This window comes from Amycolatopsis roodepoortensis, assembly GCF_014873915.1.
GTDB classification, from domain to species: domain Bacteria; phylum Actinomycetota; class Actinomycetes; order Mycobacteriales; family Pseudonocardiaceae; genus Amycolatopsis; species Amycolatopsis roodepoortensis.
This window is the reverse complement of the sequence record NZ_JADBEJ010000005.1, coordinates 409,962-427,414: the sequence shown is the minus strand read 5'-3', so window position 1 is coordinate 427,414 and position 17,453 is coordinate 409,962. Positions and strand designations below refer to the sequence as shown.

General features: G+C 69.4%; 18 protein-coding genes. 16 read left to right on the top strand and 2 right to left on the bottom strand.

Annotation, left to right across the window (positions count from 1 at the left end):
- Positions 1-177 precede the first annotated feature (177 nt).
- Complete coding sequence (locus H4W30_RS21570) at positions 178-1,281, top strand: LLM class flavin-dependent oxidoreductase (RefSeq protein WP_192744505.1); 1,104 nt, start codon at positions 178-180, stop codon at positions 1,279-1,281.
- 3 nt (positions 1,282-1,284) lie between these two features.
- On the opposite strand, the gene H4W30_RS21565 is transcribed toward H4W30_RS21570, so the two are convergent.
- Positions 1,285-2,052, bottom strand: coding sequence for an IclR family transcriptional regulator (locus H4W30_RS21565; protein ID WP_126732100.1), 768 nt, complete (start codon positions 2,050-2,052; stop codon positions 1,285-1,287).
- A gap of 41 nt (positions 2,053-2,093) precedes the next feature.
- Between H4W30_RS21565 and H4W30_RS21560 the strand changes: the two genes are divergently transcribed.
- Both H4W30_RS21560 and dmpG read left to right on the top strand, forming a co-directional pair.
- Positions 2,094-2,996: an acetaldehyde dehydrogenase (acetylating) gene (locus tag H4W30_RS21560; protein ID WP_192744504.1), complete on the top strand. Its 903-nt coding sequence runs from the start codon at positions 2,094-2,096 to the stop codon at positions 2,994-2,996.
- Complete coding sequence (gene dmpG / locus H4W30_RS21555) at positions 2,993-4,027, top strand: 4-hydroxy-2-oxovalerate aldolase (RefSeq protein ID WP_192744503.1); 1,035 nt, start codon at positions 2,993-2,995, stop codon at positions 4,025-4,027. Before H4W30_RS21560 ends, dmpG begins: the two co-directional genes overlap by 4 nt.
- Here dmpG and H4W30_RS21550 read toward each other — a convergent pair.
- Positions 4,018-4,611 carry a TetR/AcrR family transcriptional regulator gene (locus tag H4W30_RS21550; protein WP_063273524.1) on the bottom strand — a complete coding sequence of 198 codons (594 nt, stop codon included), beginning with the start codon at positions 4,609-4,611 and terminating at the stop codon, positions 4,018-4,020. The two genes, dmpG and H4W30_RS21550, sit on opposite strands and share 10 nt — an antisense overlap.
- Before the next feature lie 90 nt (positions 4,612-4,701).
- Here H4W30_RS21550 and H4W30_RS21545 point away from each other — a divergent pair, with 90 nt between their 5' ends.
- From H4W30_RS21545 to H4W30_RS21485, 13 genes are all read left to right on the top strand, one after another.
- On the top strand, positions 4,702-5,622 hold the full coding sequence (locus H4W30_RS21545; protein WP_192744502.1) for an oxygenase MpaB family protein: 921 nt from the start codon (positions 4,702-4,704) through the stop codon (positions 5,620-5,622).
- Positions 5,623-5,634: 12 nt separating this feature from the next.
- On the top strand, positions 5,635-6,660 hold the full coding sequence (locus tag H4W30_RS21540; RefSeq protein ID WP_192744501.1) for an LLM class F420-dependent oxidoreductase: 1,026 nt from the start codon (positions 5,635-5,637) through the stop codon (positions 6,658-6,660).
- 395 nt (positions 6,661-7,055) lie between these two features.
- A complete protein-coding gene (locus tag H4W30_RS21535) occupies positions 7,056-9,071 on the top strand; it encodes a neutral/alkaline ceramidase (protein ID WP_192744500.1) in 2,016 nt (671 codons plus the stop codon).
- A 16-nt stretch (positions 9,072-9,087) separates the two neighbouring features.
- Positions 9,088-10,047, top strand: coding sequence for a sphingomyelin phosphodiesterase (locus H4W30_RS21530; RefSeq protein ID WP_192744499.1), 960 nt, complete (start codon positions 9,088-9,090; stop codon positions 10,045-10,047).
- Between the two features lie 34 nt (positions 10,048-10,081).
- Complete coding sequence (locus tag H4W30_RS21525; RefSeq protein ID WP_192744498.1) at positions 10,082-11,386, top strand: MFS transporter; 1,305 nt, start codon at positions 10,082-10,084, stop codon at positions 11,384-11,386.
- Entirely contained in the window at positions 11,383-12,783 is a 1,401-nt protein-coding gene (locus tag H4W30_RS21520) for a pyridoxal phosphate-dependent decarboxylase family protein (RefSeq protein ID WP_192744497.1), read from the top strand. The genes H4W30_RS21525 and H4W30_RS21520 overlap by 4 nt, the downstream gene beginning before the upstream one ends.
- Positions 12,784-12,858: 75 nt before the next feature.
- The gene (locus tag H4W30_RS21515; protein WP_192744496.1) at positions 12,859-13,290 is read left to right on the top strand and encodes an SRPBCC family protein; all 432 of its coding nucleotides are present in this window, start codon (positions 12,859-12,861) and stop codon (positions 13,288-13,290) included.
- Complete coding sequence (locus H4W30_RS21510; RefSeq protein ID WP_034306386.1) at positions 13,280-13,615, top strand: ArsR/SmtB family transcription factor; 336 nt, start codon at positions 13,280-13,282, stop codon at positions 13,613-13,615. The genes H4W30_RS21515 and H4W30_RS21510 overlap by 11 nt, the downstream gene beginning before the upstream one ends.
- On the top strand, positions 13,612-14,061 hold the full coding sequence (locus H4W30_RS21505; RefSeq protein ID WP_192744495.1) for an SRPBCC family protein: 450 nt from the start codon (positions 13,612-13,614) through the stop codon (positions 14,059-14,061). The genes H4W30_RS21510 and H4W30_RS21505 overlap by 4 nt, the downstream gene beginning before the upstream one ends.
- Entirely contained in the window at positions 14,058-14,750 is a 693-nt protein-coding gene (locus tag H4W30_RS21500) for a DUF899 domain-containing protein (protein WP_192744494.1), read from the top strand. The genes H4W30_RS21505 and H4W30_RS21500 overlap by 4 nt, the downstream gene beginning before the upstream one ends.
- 9 nt (positions 14,751-14,759) lie before the next feature.
- On the top strand, positions 14,760-16,175 hold the full coding sequence (locus H4W30_RS21495; RefSeq protein ID WP_192744493.1) for a class I adenylate-forming enzyme family protein: 1,416 nt from the start codon (positions 14,760-14,762) through the stop codon (positions 16,173-16,175).
- A 33-nt stretch (positions 16,176-16,208) separates the two neighbouring features.
- Complete coding sequence (locus H4W30_RS21490) at positions 16,209-17,060, top strand: LLM class flavin-dependent oxidoreductase (RefSeq protein WP_192744492.1); 852 nt, start codon at positions 16,209-16,211, stop codon at positions 17,058-17,060.
- Between the two features lie 53 nt (positions 17,061-17,113).
- Positions 17,114-17,410: a hypothetical protein gene (locus H4W30_RS21485; RefSeq protein ID WP_125794207.1), complete on the top strand. Its 297-nt coding sequence runs from the start codon at positions 17,114-17,116 to the stop codon at positions 17,408-17,410.
- Positions 17,411-17,453: the final 43 nt, after the last annotated feature.

The window sequence follows — 17,453 nt, the reverse complement described above, 5'->3', positions numbered from 1 at the left end:
CGTCGCGAAAGCCACTTTGAGGACATCAGACGTCCCGAAAGTGGCTTTCGCGACGCGTCCTGGTGCCACGCCCCTTGCCCGCATCTAGAGGACGAAATGCGGGGGAGGGCGTCCAGATCGCGGGACGCGAGGCTCGCGGATTGACCAGTCCGGTGCGGGCAGCCGAAGCTCGGAACCGTGACGTTGAAGCTGCATTGGTTCCTGCCCACCACCGGTGACGGCCGGACGATCGTGGAGCACTTCCACGCCAGCCGCGCCGCCGGGGCGTCCGCCGCCCGCGAGCCGAGCCTCGACTATCTCGCGCAGGTCGCCCGCGCCGCCGAGGCCAACGGTTTCGAGGGCGTGCTGACGCCGACCGGCACCTGGTGCGAGGACGCCTGGCTGACGACGGCCGCCCTGATCCGCGAGACGAGAACCCTCAAGTTCCTGGTCGCGTTCCGGCCCGGCACGGTCTCGCCGACGCTTGCCGCGCAGATGGCAGGCACGTTCCAGCGGATCTCGCAGGGACGCGTGCTGCTCAACGTCGTCACCGGCGGCGACACGGTCGAGCAGCGCCGGTTCGGCGACTGGCACGACCACGACCAGCGTTACGCCCGCACCGGCGAGTTCCTCGAGATCGTGCGAGGCGTGTGGAGCGGCAAGCCGTTCGACTTCGACGGCGAGCACCTCAAGGTCGAGGGCGCGACCACACGCGCGGCGCCGGATCCGGTTCCGCCCATCTATTTCGGCGGTTCGTCCGCGGCGGCGCTGCCGATCGCGGCGAGGCACGCCGACGTCTACCTCACGTGGGGCGAGCCGCCCGCGCAGGTCGCCGAGAAGATCGCCAAGGTCCGCGAGCTCGCCGAGGAACAGGGACGGAAGCTCCGTTTCGGCATCCGGCTGCACACCCTCTCGCGTGACACGTCGGCGGAAGCCTGGGCGGAGGCGGGAAAACTGCTGGACGCGATCGACCCGGACCGGATCGCCCACACCCAGAAGCAGTTGTCCGCCAGCGAATCCGTCGGCCAGCAACGGATGGCCGCGCTGCACGGCGGGAAGACCGACGGCGGCGTCCGCGGGCTGGAGGTGTACCCGAATCTCTGGGCCGGCATCGGCCTCGTGCGCGGTGGCGCGGGCACGGCCCTCGTCGGCAGCCACGGGGAAGTCGCCGACCTCATCGAGGAATACCACGCGCACGGCATCGAGGAGTTCGTCCTCTCCGGATACCCGCATCTCGAGGAGGCGTACTGGTTCGGCGAGGGCGTGCGTCCGGAACTGGTCCGGCGTGGGCTCGTCGCGTAGCGCTCACAAAGTGCGCGACAACGCCAAAGCGGCGGTCCGCACCGCGGGCGCGACCCGGTTGGTGTGCATGCGATTCGCCCAGCCGGAGATCGACAACGCCGCCACCGCGACCCCTTGCGCGTCGAGCAGCGGGCTCGCCGCGCAGACGACACCGACGCCGGATTCCTCCCGTTCGAACGCGATTCCCTCGCCGTGGATCTTGGCCAGTTGACGGCGCAGCAGCCCCGCGGCGGTGATCGTCCGCACGCTCACGCGGGGCAAGCCGGCATCGATCACTTGGGACACCACGGATTCCGGCGAGAAAGCGAGGATCGCCTTGCCGACGCCGGTGGCGTGCGCGGGGAACCGGCCGCCGATCCGGGACGGCAACGACGGCGCGTCGGGCCCCCGGAGGATGTCGAGGTAGACGACCTCGGTGCCTTCCAAGACCGCGAGATGCACGGTGTTGCGGGTCGCTTCACGGAGATCGGCGAGATACGGCCGCGCCGCCTCGACGAGTCCCCGCCGCCGGACCGCCAGCTGGCCTATCTCGAACAGCTTCAGCCCGAGCCGCAACGCCGCGCCTTCGCGTTCGAGCAAGCCGGTCGCGACCAGGTGCCCGGTGAGCCGGTGGACGGTCGACTTCGCCAGGCCGGTCCGCCGCGCCAGCTCCGAAACACCGAGCGCGTCGTCACCGGGGCGGAAGGCCGAGAGCAGCGCGGAGATCCGGGCGGCGACGAGGCCGTCCGCTCCGGTTCGTTCCGGGTCGTCGTTCCGCCCAGCGGCACGCATGGGTTGAGTGTGCCCTATCCGAGCGGGGAGCGTCACCTGGCATGGCGCAACGGAAAGCGGTGGCCGCGATCGTCGGTCCCGGGAACATCGGCACCGACCTGCTCGCGAAGCTGAGGCGCAGCGAGCACGTCGAGGTGCGGTACATGGTCGGCGTGGACCCGGAATCGGACGGGCTGGCCAAGGCCGCGGAACTGGGACTGGAGACCTCCGCCGGCGGCGTCGACTGGCTGCTGTCGCGCGACGAGCTGCCGGACCTGGTCTTCGAAGCGACCTCGGCGAAGGCGCACCTGGCGAACGCGCCGCGGTACGCGACCGCCGGGATCCGCGCGATCGACCTGACCCCGGCCGCGGTCGGCCCGTTCACCTGCCCCGCCGTGGGCCTGCCCGAACGGCTGGACGTGCCGAACGTCAACCTCATCACCTGCGGCGGCCAGGCCACGATCCCGATCGTGCACGCGGTGTCGCGGGTGACGCCGGTGCTCTACGCGGAGATCGTCGCATCCGTCTCGTCGCGCTCGGCGGGCCCGGGAACCCGGGCGAACATCGACGAGTTCACCGCGACGACGGCGCGCGGGATCGAACTCGTCGGGGGAGCGAGCCGCGGCAAGGCGATCATCATCATCAATCCGGTCGAACCGCCGATGATCATGCGCGACACGGTGTTCTGCGCGATCGACCCGGACGCGGACTTCGACGCGGTGAGCGAATCCATCCACCGGATGGTCGAGACGGTCCAGGGTTACGTGCCGGGTTACACGCTCAAGGCGGAACCTCAGTACGACCCACCCCGGCCTGGGTGGAGCGGGCAGGCGCGGGTAGCGGTGTTCCTGGAGGTCGCCGGGAACGGGGACTTCCTGCCGAAATACGCCGGGAACCTCGACATCATGACGGCCGCGGCCGCCCGCGTCGGCGACCTTCTGGCCACTCAGGAGGTGGCGGCATGAGCTGGGACGACGTGAGCCGGCAGGTCCGGATCGTCGACACGAGTCTGCGCGACGGCAGTCACGCGATGGCGCATCAGTTCACCGAGAAGAACGTGCGTGACACCGTCCGGGCGCTGGACGACGCCGGGGTCTCGCTGATCGAGGTCAGCCACGGCGACGGCCTCGGCGGCTCGACGTTCAACTACGGCTTTTCCCTTGTGGACGAACGGAAGCTGATCGAGGCGGCCGTGGACGAGGCGCGGCACGCGAAGATCGCGGTCCTGCTGCTGCCGGGACTCGGCACGGTCGGCGATCTGCGCGTGGCGGCCGACCTCGGCGCGGGCGCGGTCCGGATCGCGACCCACTGCACCGAGGCCGACGTCTCCGTCCAGCATTTCGGCGCGGCGAGGGAACTCGGGCTGGAGACGGTCGGTTTCCTGATGCTGTCCCATATGTCCACGCCCGAGGCGCTGGCGAAGCAGGGCCGGATCATGGTCGACGCCGGCTGCCAATGCGTGTACGTCGTCGACTCCGCCGGGGCGCTGATCCTGGAGGACGCCGGTGAACGCGTCGCCGCGCTGGTGGCGGAATTCGGCGACGAGGCGCAGGTCGGGTACCACGGGCACCAGAACCTGAGCTTCGGCGTCGCGAACTCGGTGCTCGCCTATCGGGCGGGCGCGCGGCAGATCGACGGTTCGCTCGTGGCGCTCGGCGCGGGGGCGGGCAACTCGCCGACCGAGGTCCTCGCGGCGACGTTCGAACGGCTCGGGATCCGAACCGGTGTCGACAAGGACGTGCTGATGGACGCGGCCGAGAACGTGGTGAAGCCCTACATCACCCGGCTGCCGGTGATGGACCGGTCGTCGATCGTGCAGGGATTCGCCGGGGTGTACTCGAGTTTCCTCCTGCACGCCGAGCGCGCCGCCGAGCGGTACGACGTCCCGGCGCACGAAATCCTGTATCGCGTCGGCGCCGCGAAGTACGTGGGCGGACAGGAGGACATGATCATCGACATCGCCCTGCAGCTGGTCGCCGAACGCGGTCAGGGCTGACGGTCGGCGCCGAGTACGAGGCGGACGCAATGCTCGATCAGGCGCTCGCGGCTCACCTTGAGCGAGCCGTCCAGGTAGGCGATGAACACGTTGCTCAGCGCGCCGACCAGCCCGATCGAGGTCATCTGCCGTTCGGCCGCGTCACCGTGGGACAGCTGCCCGCTGACCAGCTCGGCGAAGGAGGGGAGGAGCGCGATCCCGCGCGTGGTCAGCGCGGGGTCGGTGATCGGCGCGAGCAGGAGCACGCGGCCTTTGCGCGGATCGTCGAGCATCAATTCGACGAAGGCGCGGACCGCGGCCTTCGCCCGTTCGGCTGGCTCGGCCGTGTCGCTGACCGCGTCGACCAGGGCCTGCCGGGCCTGCTCGCCGATGTGCTCGTAGACCGCGACGACGAGTTCCTCGCGGTCGGCGAAGCTCTCGTAGAAATACCGCTCGGTGAGCTTGGCGTGACGGCACACCGCGCGGACACTCACCCCGGCGCTGCCCTGGGTCCCGAGCAGGTCGAGGCCCGCGTCGACGAGTTGTCCCCGCCGCGCGGCCTTGCGGTCGTCCAGGGTCGTGCCTGCCCAGCTGCGGCCGGCCATGATCGGCTCCTCTTGTTGACTACGACCGTTGTCAACTTTAACCTGACAACAGTTGTGGTCAATTTAACCAGCTCATTGAGGAGACCGGGGATGACACAGCCGCGGCCGCTGGGACCGGATTCGCTGACCTGGAAGTACTTCGGCGACTGGCGCGGGCTGCTCATCGCGCTCTGGGCCGGATCCATGCAGAACATGCACCCCGAGCTGGGCGCGGGCGTCGAGGAGCACTCGCGGTTCTTCGAGGAGCGCTGGCAGCGGTTGTTCCGCTCGCTGTACCCGATCGGGGGAGTGATCTACGACGGTCCGCGCGCCCGGCAGACCGCGTTGGAGGTGCGCGGCTACCACGATCGGATCAAGGGCGTCGACAAGCATGGGCGGCGCTATCACGCGCTCAACCCGGACACGTTCTACTGGGCGCATTCGACGTTCTTCGTGAGCGCGATCCTCATCGCCGACAACTTCTGTGGCGGCATCGGCGAGACCGAGAAGCGGAAGCTGTTCGACGAGCACGTCCAGTGGTACGAGATGTACGGCATGAGCATGCGCCCGGTGCCGGAATCTTGGGAGGACTTCCAGCTCTACTGGAAGCACATGTGTGAGGACGTGCTGGAGGACAACAAGGCCACGCGCGACGTCCTCGACATCAAGGACCTCCCGAAGCCGAATTTCCTGCCCTGGCTGCCGGATTTCGCGTGGAAGCTCGTACGCGGGCAGGTGGCGCGGAACTTCGTCTGGCTGACGGTCGGCCTGTACGACCCGCCGATCCGCGAGCGGCTCGGCTACACCTGGACCGAACGCGACGAGCGACGCCATCGCCGCGTGGGCAAGCTGATCAACGCGGCGTTCAAGCTGGTCCCGCGCGATCGCCGCTACCACCCGCGGGCCAGGGCGGGCTGGCGCCGCGAGCGTGGCGAACTGGCCCCGGACGCGCCGTTGGTCGAGACTCCCGCGAGGAACCTTCCGCCACTCTCGGAGCGGGGCAAACCCGAGCACTACTCACCGAACGTCTGACTAGGAGCCTCGATGAAGCTGGGTTATCACCTCGGTTACTGGTCGTCCGGCCCGCCGGAGGGCGCGCTGGACGCGGTTCTGCGGGCCGAAGAACTCGGCTTCGACTCCGTGTGGACCGCCGAGGGCTACGGCTCGGACGCGTTCACCCCGCTCGCCTGGTGGGGCGCGTCGACCAGCCGGATCAAACTCGGCACCAACATCGTCCAGATGTCGGCGCGCACCCCGACCGCGACGGCCATGCACGCGCTGACGCTGGATCACCTGTCCGGCGGGCGGTTCGTGCTCGGGCTCGGCGCGTCCGGGCCGCAGGTGGTCGAAGGCTGGTACGGGCAGCCGTATCCGAAGCCGCTCGCGCGCACCCGCGAGTACGTCGACATCGTGCGGAAGGTCGTCGCACGCGAGGCGCCGGTGACCCACGATGGGCAGCACTTCCAGTTGCCGCTACAGGGCGGGACCGGGCTCGGTAAACCGCTGAAGTCCACAGTGCACCCGTTCCGCAAGGAGATCCCGATCTTCCTCGCCGCGGAAGGGCCGAAGAACGTGGCGCTGTCGGCCGAGATCTGCGACGGCTGGCTCCCGTTGTTCTTCTCGCCCAAGAGCGACGCCTTCTACCGGACAGCGCTGCAGGAGGGCTTCTCGCGCCCCGGCGCCCGGCACGGTTTCGACGATTTCGAGGTCGCCGCGTCCGTGCCCGTGCTCGTCCACGACGACGTCGAGGAGGCCGCGAGCTGGATCAAACCGTCGCTCGCGCTGTACATCGGCGGCATGGGCGCGAAATCGGTCAACTTCCACCACGACGTTTTCGCCCGGATGGGGTACGAGGACGTGGCCGACAAGGTGCAGGAGTTGTATCTGGCCGGCCGCAAGGAGGAGGCGATCGCGGCGATTCCGACGTCGCTGGTCGAGGACACGTCGCTGATCGGCCCGGCGGAAAAGATCCGTGACGAACTCGCGGCGTGGGAGGAGACCGTGGTGACCACGCTGCTTTTGCGGGGAGATGCCGCGACGCTCACGAAGGTCGCGGAAACCCTCGCGTAGGTAGCGGCATTCGGCGACTTGGCCGTGCTCTCGCCTGCGCGAGGTACATGAAGGACCCCTTCCTTGCGTCAGGCGCAAGGAAGGGGTCCTTCATGTACTGGTGAAGGTGTGAAGGTCGAGTTTCCTCGGCTGAGCCGAGGGAAGGGGGCCTTCACGCGCAGCCGCTGTGGCTGCTGGTGCATCTGGGACGGACTCGACCTGGCATCAACCGCAGCCGGTACGCGGCCGCCTCCCCTGCATGTGACGTGCTGAAAGCGCCCTTCGCCGCATCGGACGCGGGGAAAGGCCCCCTCAGCCCCCACACCTTTCGTGGGTTGCGGCAGTGAGGCCCATCACGTAGCGTCCCGGCCACGAACATGAAGTCGGTTCATGTTCGTGGCCGGGAGGTGCGACTCATGACGGTGAGCCGGAGGCGGGTTCTCGCGGGCGCGGCGGCGTTGCCCGTCGCGGCGGGCGTGCTCGGCGCCCAGCAGGCGCAAGCGGCGCCGCCGAAGGGTTTCCGCGTCGGTGTCGGCATTTCCGACGTCACCGGCCCGGCAGCCGAGAACGGCATGATGGGTTACTCGATGCCGCAGCAGCAGACCGCCGGCATCCACCTCCGCACCCGGGCGCGCGCCTTCGTGATCGACGACGGCGCCAAGCGGATCGCCTTCGTCACCGCCGACCTCGGCGCCCTGTTCCAGTCCGTCCACCAGGGCGTGCTGCGCAAGCTCCAGGCCGCGTACGGCGATCTCTACACCGAGCAGAACGTCCTCCTCAACGCCACGCACACCCACTCCGCGTGCGGCGGGGATTCCCATTACGCCGCCTACGATCTGGCGATCCTGGGCTTCCAGCAGCAGGTGTACGACGCGCATGTCGACGGGATCTTCGAGGCGATCGCCCGGGCGCACGCGAACCTCGCGCCCGGGTCGATCCGGCTCGGCCGCGCCGAACTGACCAAGGCGAGCGTCAACCGCTCACGCAAGGCCTTCGACCTGAACCCGCAGGCGGACAAGGACCACTTCCCGCAGGCCATCGACCCGGCCGTCACGGTCCTGCGCTTCAGCCAGAGCGGCGTCGACGTCGGCGCGATCAGCTGGTTCGCCACGCACGGGACGTCGATGAGCAACGGCAACCACCTGATCAGCGGCGACAACAAGGGTTACGCCGCCTACGAATGGGAGCACGACCACGCCGGCGTGCGGTACCTCGACGGGAACCCGCGGTTCGTCGCCGCCTTCCCGCAGACCAACACCGGCGACATGAGCCCGAACCTGAACCTCGAGCCCGGCACCCCCGAAACCGAGTTCGAGAACACCCGCACCATCGGCGACCTCCAGTTCCGCGCGGCGAAGAGCGCCTTCGACGCGGCCGCCGAGGCCGTGACGGGCGGCGTCGACCACCGGATGTGCTACGTGGACATGTCCGACGTCGCCGTCGACGCGAAGTACACCCCGAACGGGCGGCCGCAGCGCACCTGCACGGCCGCGATCGGGGTGTCGATGCTGGCCGGCAGCCGCGAAGACGGGCCCGGCCTACCGCTCCCCGAAGGAGTGAAGAACCCGTTCATCGACTGGCTCGGCGGCATCGACGCGCCGATCCCGCAGGCACTCGCCGACGCGCACGCGCCGAAGGTGATCGCGGTGCCGTTCGGCGCGATGAAGCCGTATCCGTGGACGCCAGAGGTGCTGCCGCTGCAGCTCGTCCGGATCGGGCAGCTGCATCTCGTGGCCGTGCCCGCCGAGCTGACCATCGTCGCCGGACTGCGCCTGCGCCGGACCGTCGCCGCCGAACTCGGTGTCCCGCTGGAGAACGTGCTCATCCAGGGGTACGCCAACGCGTACAGCCAGTACATCACCACGCCCGAGGAGTACGACTCGCAGCAGTACGAAGGCGCGTCGACGCTGTACGGCCGGTACACGCTTCCGGCCTATCAACAGGAATTCGCGAAGCTCGCGGCCGCGATGAAGGCGGGCACGGCGGTGCCGCACGGGCCGACGCCGCGGGACCTGCGCGGCAAGCTGATCAACTTCCAGCCCGGGGTCGTCTTCGACAGCCCGCCCGCGTTCAAGAGCTTCGGTGACGTCCTGGTCGACGCGAAGAGCACCTACGCGCGCGGTGAACAGGTCGCGGTCGAGTTCGTCACCGGGCATCCGAAGAACGACCTGCGGCGCGGCGGCACGTTCCTGGAGATCCAGCGGCTGGTCGACGGCAAGTGGGTCCGCCACGCCGACGACGGCGACTGGGACACGAAGTACCACTGGGCGCGGACGTTCGTCGCCGAATCGAAAGCCGTCGTCCACTGGAAGATCCCCGCGAACGCCCCGATCGGCAAATATCGCGTGATCCACTTCGGCAACTGGAAGAACGGCTGGAACGGGGCGATCTCCGCGTTCAGCGGGACTTCACGGACGTTCGTCGTCTCCTGACCCGGAAGGATCATTCGTGCGGAAGCTCGCCGTACTCGCCATCGCCGCCGCGATGTTCGCCGGAACCGCCGTGCCCGCCCAGGCGGCGGTCTCGGTGAAGGTCATGGCCTTCAACATCTGGCAGCTGCCCTGGATCGCCAGCCCGAACACCTCGGACAAACAGGCCAGGGCTCGCGCGGCGGAGGACGTCATCCGGGCGAACGACGCCGACGTCGTCGTCCTGGACGAGGCTTTCAGCGCACAGGCGGAGGAACTCCGGAACCGGCTGAAGGACGTCTGGCCGCACCAGACCCCGCTGGTCGGACAGCACTGCGGCACCTCGCCCGGCTGGACCACGGTGAACGGGAACTGCTCGAATTCCCCGGTCGTGGTCAACGGCGGCGTCACCGTGCTCAGCAAGGCGCCGGTGACCGAACAGCACCAGCTGGTGTTCCGCAATTCCTACTCCGGCACAGCGGACTACCTGTCCAACAAGGGGGCCGCGCTCGCCCGGCTGGTCGTCGACGGGAAGCCGGTGTGGATCGCGGGGACGCATATGCAGGCGGACGAGGGACCGGAGACGCTGCCGAAGGCGCACGAGATCCGGATGGCGCAGCTCGGCGAGATCCGGGACCTGGTCACGAAATACGCCCCCGCGAGCGAGCCGGTGGTCATCGCGGGCGACCTGAACATCGAGTACTGGGCCGGGCAAGCGCGCAAGGACTCCCTCGGCCGGACCCAGGTCCAGCAGGGCGAAGCCTTCCTCGGCGGCGTTCTGCGCACGACGGGCGAAGGCGCGTACACCTTCGACGCGGCCACGAACCCGAACGCGGCGAAGTCCGTTCCGGCGACCTACCGTGACTCGCTGGACTACGTCGGCGCCGTGCGCGCGGGCGGCCGTCCACTCGCCGCTGTCGGCCCGGTACAGCTCGTGCATTACGACGGTGGCACGATTCCCTCCGACCACTACCCGGTGGTGGCCAAGATCCAATACTGAGGCCTTCATCGGGAGAACCGCCTCGAGGAGGATCATGGCATCGCTGCCAGCACGGACGAGGTACCGCTACTCGCTCGGCTCGTTCGTCACCGGCGCCTTCGGCACGGTTCCCGGCCTGCTCCTCCTGAAGTACCTCACCGACACGATGGGCGTCGCCGCGGGCGTGGCCGGCCTGATCGTCTTCGTTCCCAAAGCGTGGGACGTGCTCTTCAACCCGATCGCGGGAAGGCTGTCGGACGCGGACATGGTCCGCACCGGCAGCCGCCGCCGGTTCCTGCTCTACGGCGGAATCGGCGTTTCCGTCCTTTTCGCGGCCCTGTTCGCGCATCCCGGATTCGGCGGCCCGGTACCCGACGCGATCTACGTCGTCGTCGTGTTCCTGTTGTGCGCCACCGCGTACGCCTTCTTTCAGGTGCCGTTCAACGCGCTGCCCGCCGAGCTGACGGACTCGGCCGAAGAGCGCACGAAGCTGACCAGCGTCCGGATCGGTTTCCTCGCGGTCGCCATCCTGGTCTCCGGCGGTGGCGCGCCCGCGATCACCGACCTCATCGGCGGTGTCGCCGGATACCGGGTCATGGGTCTGTTCATCGCACTGGTCATCCTGCTCGCGACGCTCGGCGTGTACTTCGGCCTGAAGGGCGCTCCCGTCGGCGCGCTGCGGCCGAACACGGTCAGCCCGCGCGAACTGCTCCGGACACTCGCGCAGTGGCGGCCGTTCCGCTGGCTGCTCGGCGTCTACTTCATCCAGGCGCTCGGTATCGGCACGGTGCTGGCCGCGATCCCGTTCTTCGCCGAGCGCATCCTCGGCAGCTCCGGCTACTCGACGGTCCTGTTCGTCGGTTTCGTCGGACCGGCGCTGCTGACCATGCCGCTGTGGCCGCGACTCGGGGCGAGCGTCGGGAAGCTGGCCGGGTTCCGGATCGCGACCGCCGCGTTCGGCGTCGGCCTGCTGGGGCTTCTCGGCGCCGAGGTGTTCCCGTTCGCCGTCACGATGGTGTTCGTGGCCTTCTGCGGTGTCGGCTACGCGGGGATCTCGGTGTTCCCGCTGGCGATCCTGCCGGATCTGATCAGCGACGAGGAGGAGCGGACCGGCGAGACCAGGGCCGGGGTCGCGGCCGGCGTCTGGACGGCGTCGGAGACGCTGGGGCTCGCGCTCGGGCCGGGGCTCTGGGGGCTGGTGCTGCAGTTCGGCGGCTACCAGTCCAGCCTCGACGCCAAGGTCGCCCAGCCGGACAGCGCGCTCACGGCGATCCTGCTCGGCGCGTCGATCCTCCCGGCCGTGCTGATCGTGCTCGGTATTCCGCTGCTGCGTAAGTCGGTGCTGGAGCGCCGTTCGTGACCGCCGAGGACATCCTGAGGGAACTGCGGGAGCTGCGCGCGGGGGACTTGCCGACGCACGGGGGCCGGACACTCGCGTACGTCTACGACAGTGGTCTGTCCGAAGTGGACGAACTCGGCGCGGCGGCGCACGCGCTGGCGTCGTCGGCCAACGGCCTCGACCCGACGGCGTTCCCCAGCCTGCTGCGGATGGAGAACGACCTCGTCGGTACCGCCGCGCGGCTGCTGGGCGGTACGGCGGAGACGGTCGGTTCGGTGACCTCGGGCGGCACGGAGTCGTGCATGCTCGCCGTCCTGGCCGCCCGCGACGCGCGTCCCGACGTGGCCACGCCGAACATCGTGTTGCCCACGACCGCGCACGCGGCGTTCCACAAGGCGGCGCATTTCTTCGGCGTCCGCGCGGTTTCGGTGCCGGTCGATCCGGTGACCTTCCGCGCCGTCCCCGAGGCGATGGCCGCGGCGGTCGACGGCGGCACGGTGCTCGTCGTCGCGAGCGCTCCGTCGTACGCCCACGGCGTCCTCGATCCGATCCCCGAGATCGCCGCGCTGCTGGACGGCGTCCGGTTCCACGTCGACGCCTGCATCGGCGGGTGGGTGCTGCCGTACCTGGGGCAGGGCCCGTTCGGCTTCGACGTCCCCGGCGTCACCAGCGTCTCGGTGGACCTGCACAAGTACGCCTACTGCCCGAAAGGCGTGTCGGTTCTCTTGCACGCCAACGCCGAACTTCGCCGTCCGCAGTACTTCGCCAGTGCCGACTGGCCCGGCTACACGATGCTGAACACCACGCTGCAGAGCACACGGTCCGGTGGCCCGCTCGCCGCGGCATGGGCCGTGGTGCGCCATGTCGGCGACGAGGGTTACGCGAAGCTGGCTTCGGCGGCGCGTGAAGCGGCCGTGGGGATCCGGGCCGGGATCGAGGCGCTGGACGGCTTGCGCGTCCTCGGTGATCCGGTGTCGACCCTGCTCGCGTTCACCGTCGCGGACGGCGCCGGATTCGACCTGTTCACCGTCGCGGACGAGATGCGCGAACGCGGCTGGTACGTCCAGCCGCAGTTCGCCCACGAATCGTCGCCCGCGAACCTGCATCTGACCGTGACGGCCGCGAACAGGGGGAGCGAGAAGGACTTCCTCGCCGATCTCGCCGCGTCGGTCGCGGCCGCCCGTGAGGCGGGGCCGGTCGTCGTCGACCCACAGGTGGCCGAATTCGTCGCCGCGCTGGACCCGGCGACGTTGACGCCGGAGCAGTTCGCCGGGCTGCTGGCGGCCGCCGGCCTCGGCGGTGCGGCCGGGTTGCCCACCCGGATGGCCGAGATCAACGCGTTGCTGGCCACGGCACCCGGTCCGTTGCGGGAGCGGCTGCTACTGGAGTTCCTCGGCGCGTTGTACACGGCTTCCTGATCCGCCCTTGACGCAATCGGTCGGTTGCTATACAAAGTTATAGCAACCGATTGATTGCTACTTGAGGAGGCCGTCGTGGGATTCCCCGACCGGATCGAACGCACCGTCGAAATCGCCCACCCGCCCGCGAAGGTCTGGGCCGCGCTGACCACGGCCGAGGGCCTTGGCACCTGGTTCGGCAACCAGGCGAGCATCGACCTGCGGCCCGGCGGCGCGGCCGAGATGAAATGGGACGAGGGACACCAGGCGAACATGCGCGTCGAGCGCGTCGAAGAGCCGGAGGTCTTCGGCTTCACCTGGCACATCTACGGTCTTCCCGACGAGGACCCTCGTCGCACCTACGTCGAGTTCACCCTGGTCCCGAACGATGGCGGCACGCGGCTCACCGTCGTCGAGTCCGGTTTCTCCCAGCTGCCGGACGACGCGCACCAGGCCGCGTTCGAGGGGAACACGAAGGGGTGGGCGGCCGAGCTGGGCGAACTGATCGAATACCTCGATGCCGCCTGACAACGAAACGATCGCCGAACAGGTCTTCGTCGCCTTGGCCGACCCGAGCAGGCGGAGCATTCTCGCCGTCCTCGCCTCGGGCGGCCCGGCCACGGCGACCGACCTGGCCGACCGGCTGCCGATCACGCGGCAGGCCATCGCCAAGCACCTCGCGCTGCTCACCGACGCGGGGCTGGTGATCCCGGAGCAGGGGGAGCGGCGGCGCGTCCGCTACCGGCTGCACTCGGCCCCGATGCAGGTCGCCCAGCAATTCCTCGCCGCGCTCGCCCGTGACTGGGACGGGCCGCTCGCGGCTCTGAAAGACCATCTGGAGGGTTCATCATGAGCTTCACGACGAGTTTCACCGTGGATCAGACGCCGAGGCAGGTCTTCGACGCCTTCACCGACGTCCGCCGGTGGTGGTCGGAAGAGATCGAGTTCACCGGCGACGAGTTCGAATACCACTACGAAGAGGTGCACCGCTGCCGGATCCGGATCACCGAATCCGTGCCCGGCCGCAAGGTCTCCTGGCTGGTGCTGGAAAACCACTTCGACTTCACCCGCGACGAGACCGAATGGGTCGACACCACGATCACGTTCGAGATCACCGAGAAGGACGGCAAGACCGAAGCGCGCTTCACCCATCACGGGCTGGTCCCGGAGTACGAATGCTTCGACGTCTGCCACAAGGCGTGGAGCTTCTATGTCGGCATCAGCCTGCGCGATTTGATCACCACCGGGGAGGGGCGGCCGAACCGGCAAAGCGTCCTGCCCGCGGAGCTGGCGGGATGAACACGGTGTCCGCGGCCGAATGGGAAGAAGCGCGCCTTCGGTTGCTGGTGAAGGAAAAGGAACTGACCCGAGCCCGCGACGCGCTCGCGGCCGAGCGGCGGCGGATGCCGTGGCTCGTGGTCGAGAAGCCGTACGAGTTCGAGGGGCCGTCCGGCCCGGTGAACCTGCTCGACCTGTTCGAGGGACGCCGTCAGCTGATCGTCTACCGGGCCTTCTTCGATCCCGGCGTGGAAGGGTTCCCCGACCACGCCTGCAAAGGCTGCTCGCTGGTGGCCGACCAGGTCGCGCATGTCGCGCATCTGAACGCCCGCGACACCACCCTGGCCTTCGTTTCCCGCGGCGGGCAGGCGGATCTCGCGCGGATGAAGGCGCGGATGGGCTGGACGATGCCGTGGTACACGATCGCCGGCGACTTCGACGTCGACTTCGGCGTGGACGAGTGGCACGGCACCAACGCCTTCATCCGTGAGGGTGACCAGGTGTTCCGGACCTACTTCGTCAACAACCGCGGCGACGAAGCGATGGGGAGCACGTGGAGCTACCTCGACATCACCGCGCTGGGACGGCAGGAGGAGTGGGAAGACTCGCCGGAGGGCTATCCGCAGACGCCACCGTACGAGTGGTGGGACTGGCACGACGCCTACGAGGGCGCCGCTTCGTCCGGCGGCGGGTGCTGCTCGGTGGGTTAGGGTCCGCCGGTGGAGAGTCTGTTCTTGACCCGGGTGCTGGACGCGCTGCGCTCGGGAGGCGACGAGGTGCTGTTCGTCCAGGAAGGCGTGGAGACCGGCTACGCGCAGGCGTTCGACCTGGTGCGCCGGATGTACGCGGGACTGCCCGAGGGCGGGGTGGTCGCCATCGACGCCGGCAACCGGCCGGAAACCGTCCTCCTGCAGCTCGCCGCACAGCTGCGGGGTGCGACGGTGCTGCTCGTCGCCGCGTCGGCGAGTTCGCCGGATCGGCTCGCCGCGGTCGAGGCGGCCGGGGTCACGACCCTGGTGACCGAGCGGCCGTCGGACTGGCCAGACGGCGACGCGCGGGTGATCACGCTCGACGAACTGACGGACCGCGACGGTGCCGACCCGGACGGACTGCCGGAGTCGGTCACCGTCGTCTTCCCCACCGGAGGCACGACCGGAACGCCGAAACTCATCCGGCACAGCGGGATCTACGACGGGATGGCGCATATCTTCGCGCCGGATCCGGCGGGTCCAGGGCGCACGCTGCTGATCGCGCCGATGACGCATATGACCGGCAACGCCACCGTGCTGGGGGCGATCCTGCGGCGGGAGAGTGTCGTGCTGCTGCGGGGCTTCGACGCGGGCACCGTCCTGGACGCGATCGCGGAACACCGGATCACCGCGTTGTCCCTGACGCCCGCGCGGCTGGCCGCGGTGCTCGACCATCCGGCCATGGCGTCGACCGACGTCGGCAGCGTGCGGCAACTTTCGCTGGGTGCCGCCCCGCTACCGCCGAGACGGCTGGCTCAGGCGCTCGAGGTGTTCGGGCCCGTGGTCGGGCAGGGCTACGGGCTCACCGAGGCGCCGATGATCGCGAGCATCTCCGCGGCGGAACTCGACGGCAGGCCGGAGCGGCTCGAGTCCGTGGGCCGGATCGTGCCCGGCATGGAGGCCAGGATCGACGACGGGGAGGTCCTGGTGCGCGGGCTGTCCATGATGGTCGGGTACCACGGGGCGGCGCCGATCGGCGACGGCTGGCTGCGGACCGGTGATCTCGGGCGGTTCGACCACGAGGGGTACCTCTACCTGCTGGACCGGGCGAACGACGTCATCATCACCGGCGAACACGGCACCAAGGTGTACTCGACCGTGGTCGAGAACGCGCTCGCGCGGCATCCGCTGATCCGTTCCGCGGCCGTGTTCGGGGTGCCGGGTGACGGCGGCGAGGGCGAGCGGGTCCACGCCGTGGTGGTCGCCTCGGGAGCGCTGTCGGCCGACGAAGTCCGGGCGTATGCCAGGGAGTTCTTCGGGCGGGAGCATTTCGTACCGTCCGATGTGGACTTCGCCGGGGCACTGCCGCTGACGGCGATCGGCAAGGTCGACAAGCGGGCGCTCCGGGAGCCGTTCTGGGCCGGGCACCGCCGCCACATCGCTTGACCTCCAGTCGAGTGGAGGTCGCACGATGGGCTCATGAAACTGGGTGTGATCCTCCCGGCCGGCGACCTCCGTGTCTCCGCCCGGCAGGCCGAGGACGCGGGCCTCGACAGTGTGTTCCTCGGCGATCACCTGATGACCGGCCGTCCGTCGCTCGACAGCACGGTCGGGCTGGGGGTCGCCGCCGCGGTCACGACCGGGATCCGGATCGGGCTGAGCGTGTTCGTCCCGGCGATGCGGCCGTTGGCGTGGGCGGCCAAGCAGATCGCCACACTGCAGGAGGTGTCGGGCGAACGGCTGATCCTCGGCATCGGCTCGGGCGGGGGAGAAGCCCAGTTCGCCGCGGCCGGGGTGCCGTATGGCGAACGTGGCCCGCGCACCGACCAGGCGCTCCGCTTGCTGCCGGAGCTGCTGGCGGGCAATGAGGTGCGGATCGGCGACGCCGTCGTCGAATTGGCGCCGGCGGTGGCGGTCCCGCCGATCTGGGTGGGCAACCGGGGCCGGCGCGTGTTGGAGCGCGTGGCGGAGCACGGCACCGGATGGTTCCCGTCGCTCCTGCCACCGGACGCCGTCGCCGACGGACGGCGACGGCTGACGGATCTCGGCGTCGCGAACCCGGTGACCGCGGTCGGCGCCACCGGCGCACTGGGCGGAGGCGCGGACCTGCCGACAGCGGCGGATCTGGCGACAGGGATCAACGAGGTCTACGGGATGCCGCTCGACCAGGCGCTCTCCTTGCCCCTGACCGGTTCCGCCGAGGCCGTCGCCGAACGGCTGGCGACGTACCGGGAGGCAGGAGCGGCCCACATCGTCGTCGGGCTGGCGGGCCCGCGCTGGGCCGAACAGGTGCGTGCACTCGGTCGGGTGAGAGCGCTGCTGGGCCCGTAAACCGGTGCTACGGTCCGCCTGATCAGGCATTTCCGCTCAGGAAGGACCCGGTCATGACCGCCGCGCACACCGAACACGCCGGCCATACGCACGCTCACGGCGAAGGATGCGGCCACGTCGCCGTACCCCACGGAGACCACGTCGACTATGTGCACGATGGGCACCTGCACCGCGCTCACGACGGGCATTTCGACGAGTGCGAGACCGGCGACCACATCCCGCACCAGGGTCACGACCACGCGCACGGCGAGGGCTGCGGCCATGTCGCGGTGCCGCACGGCGACCACGTCGACTACCTGCACGACGGCCACCGCCACGCCGCGCACGGGGACCACTACGACGACCACTGACCCTCGTCCTCGTGAGTGGTAAGGACGGTTAGAACCGTCCTTA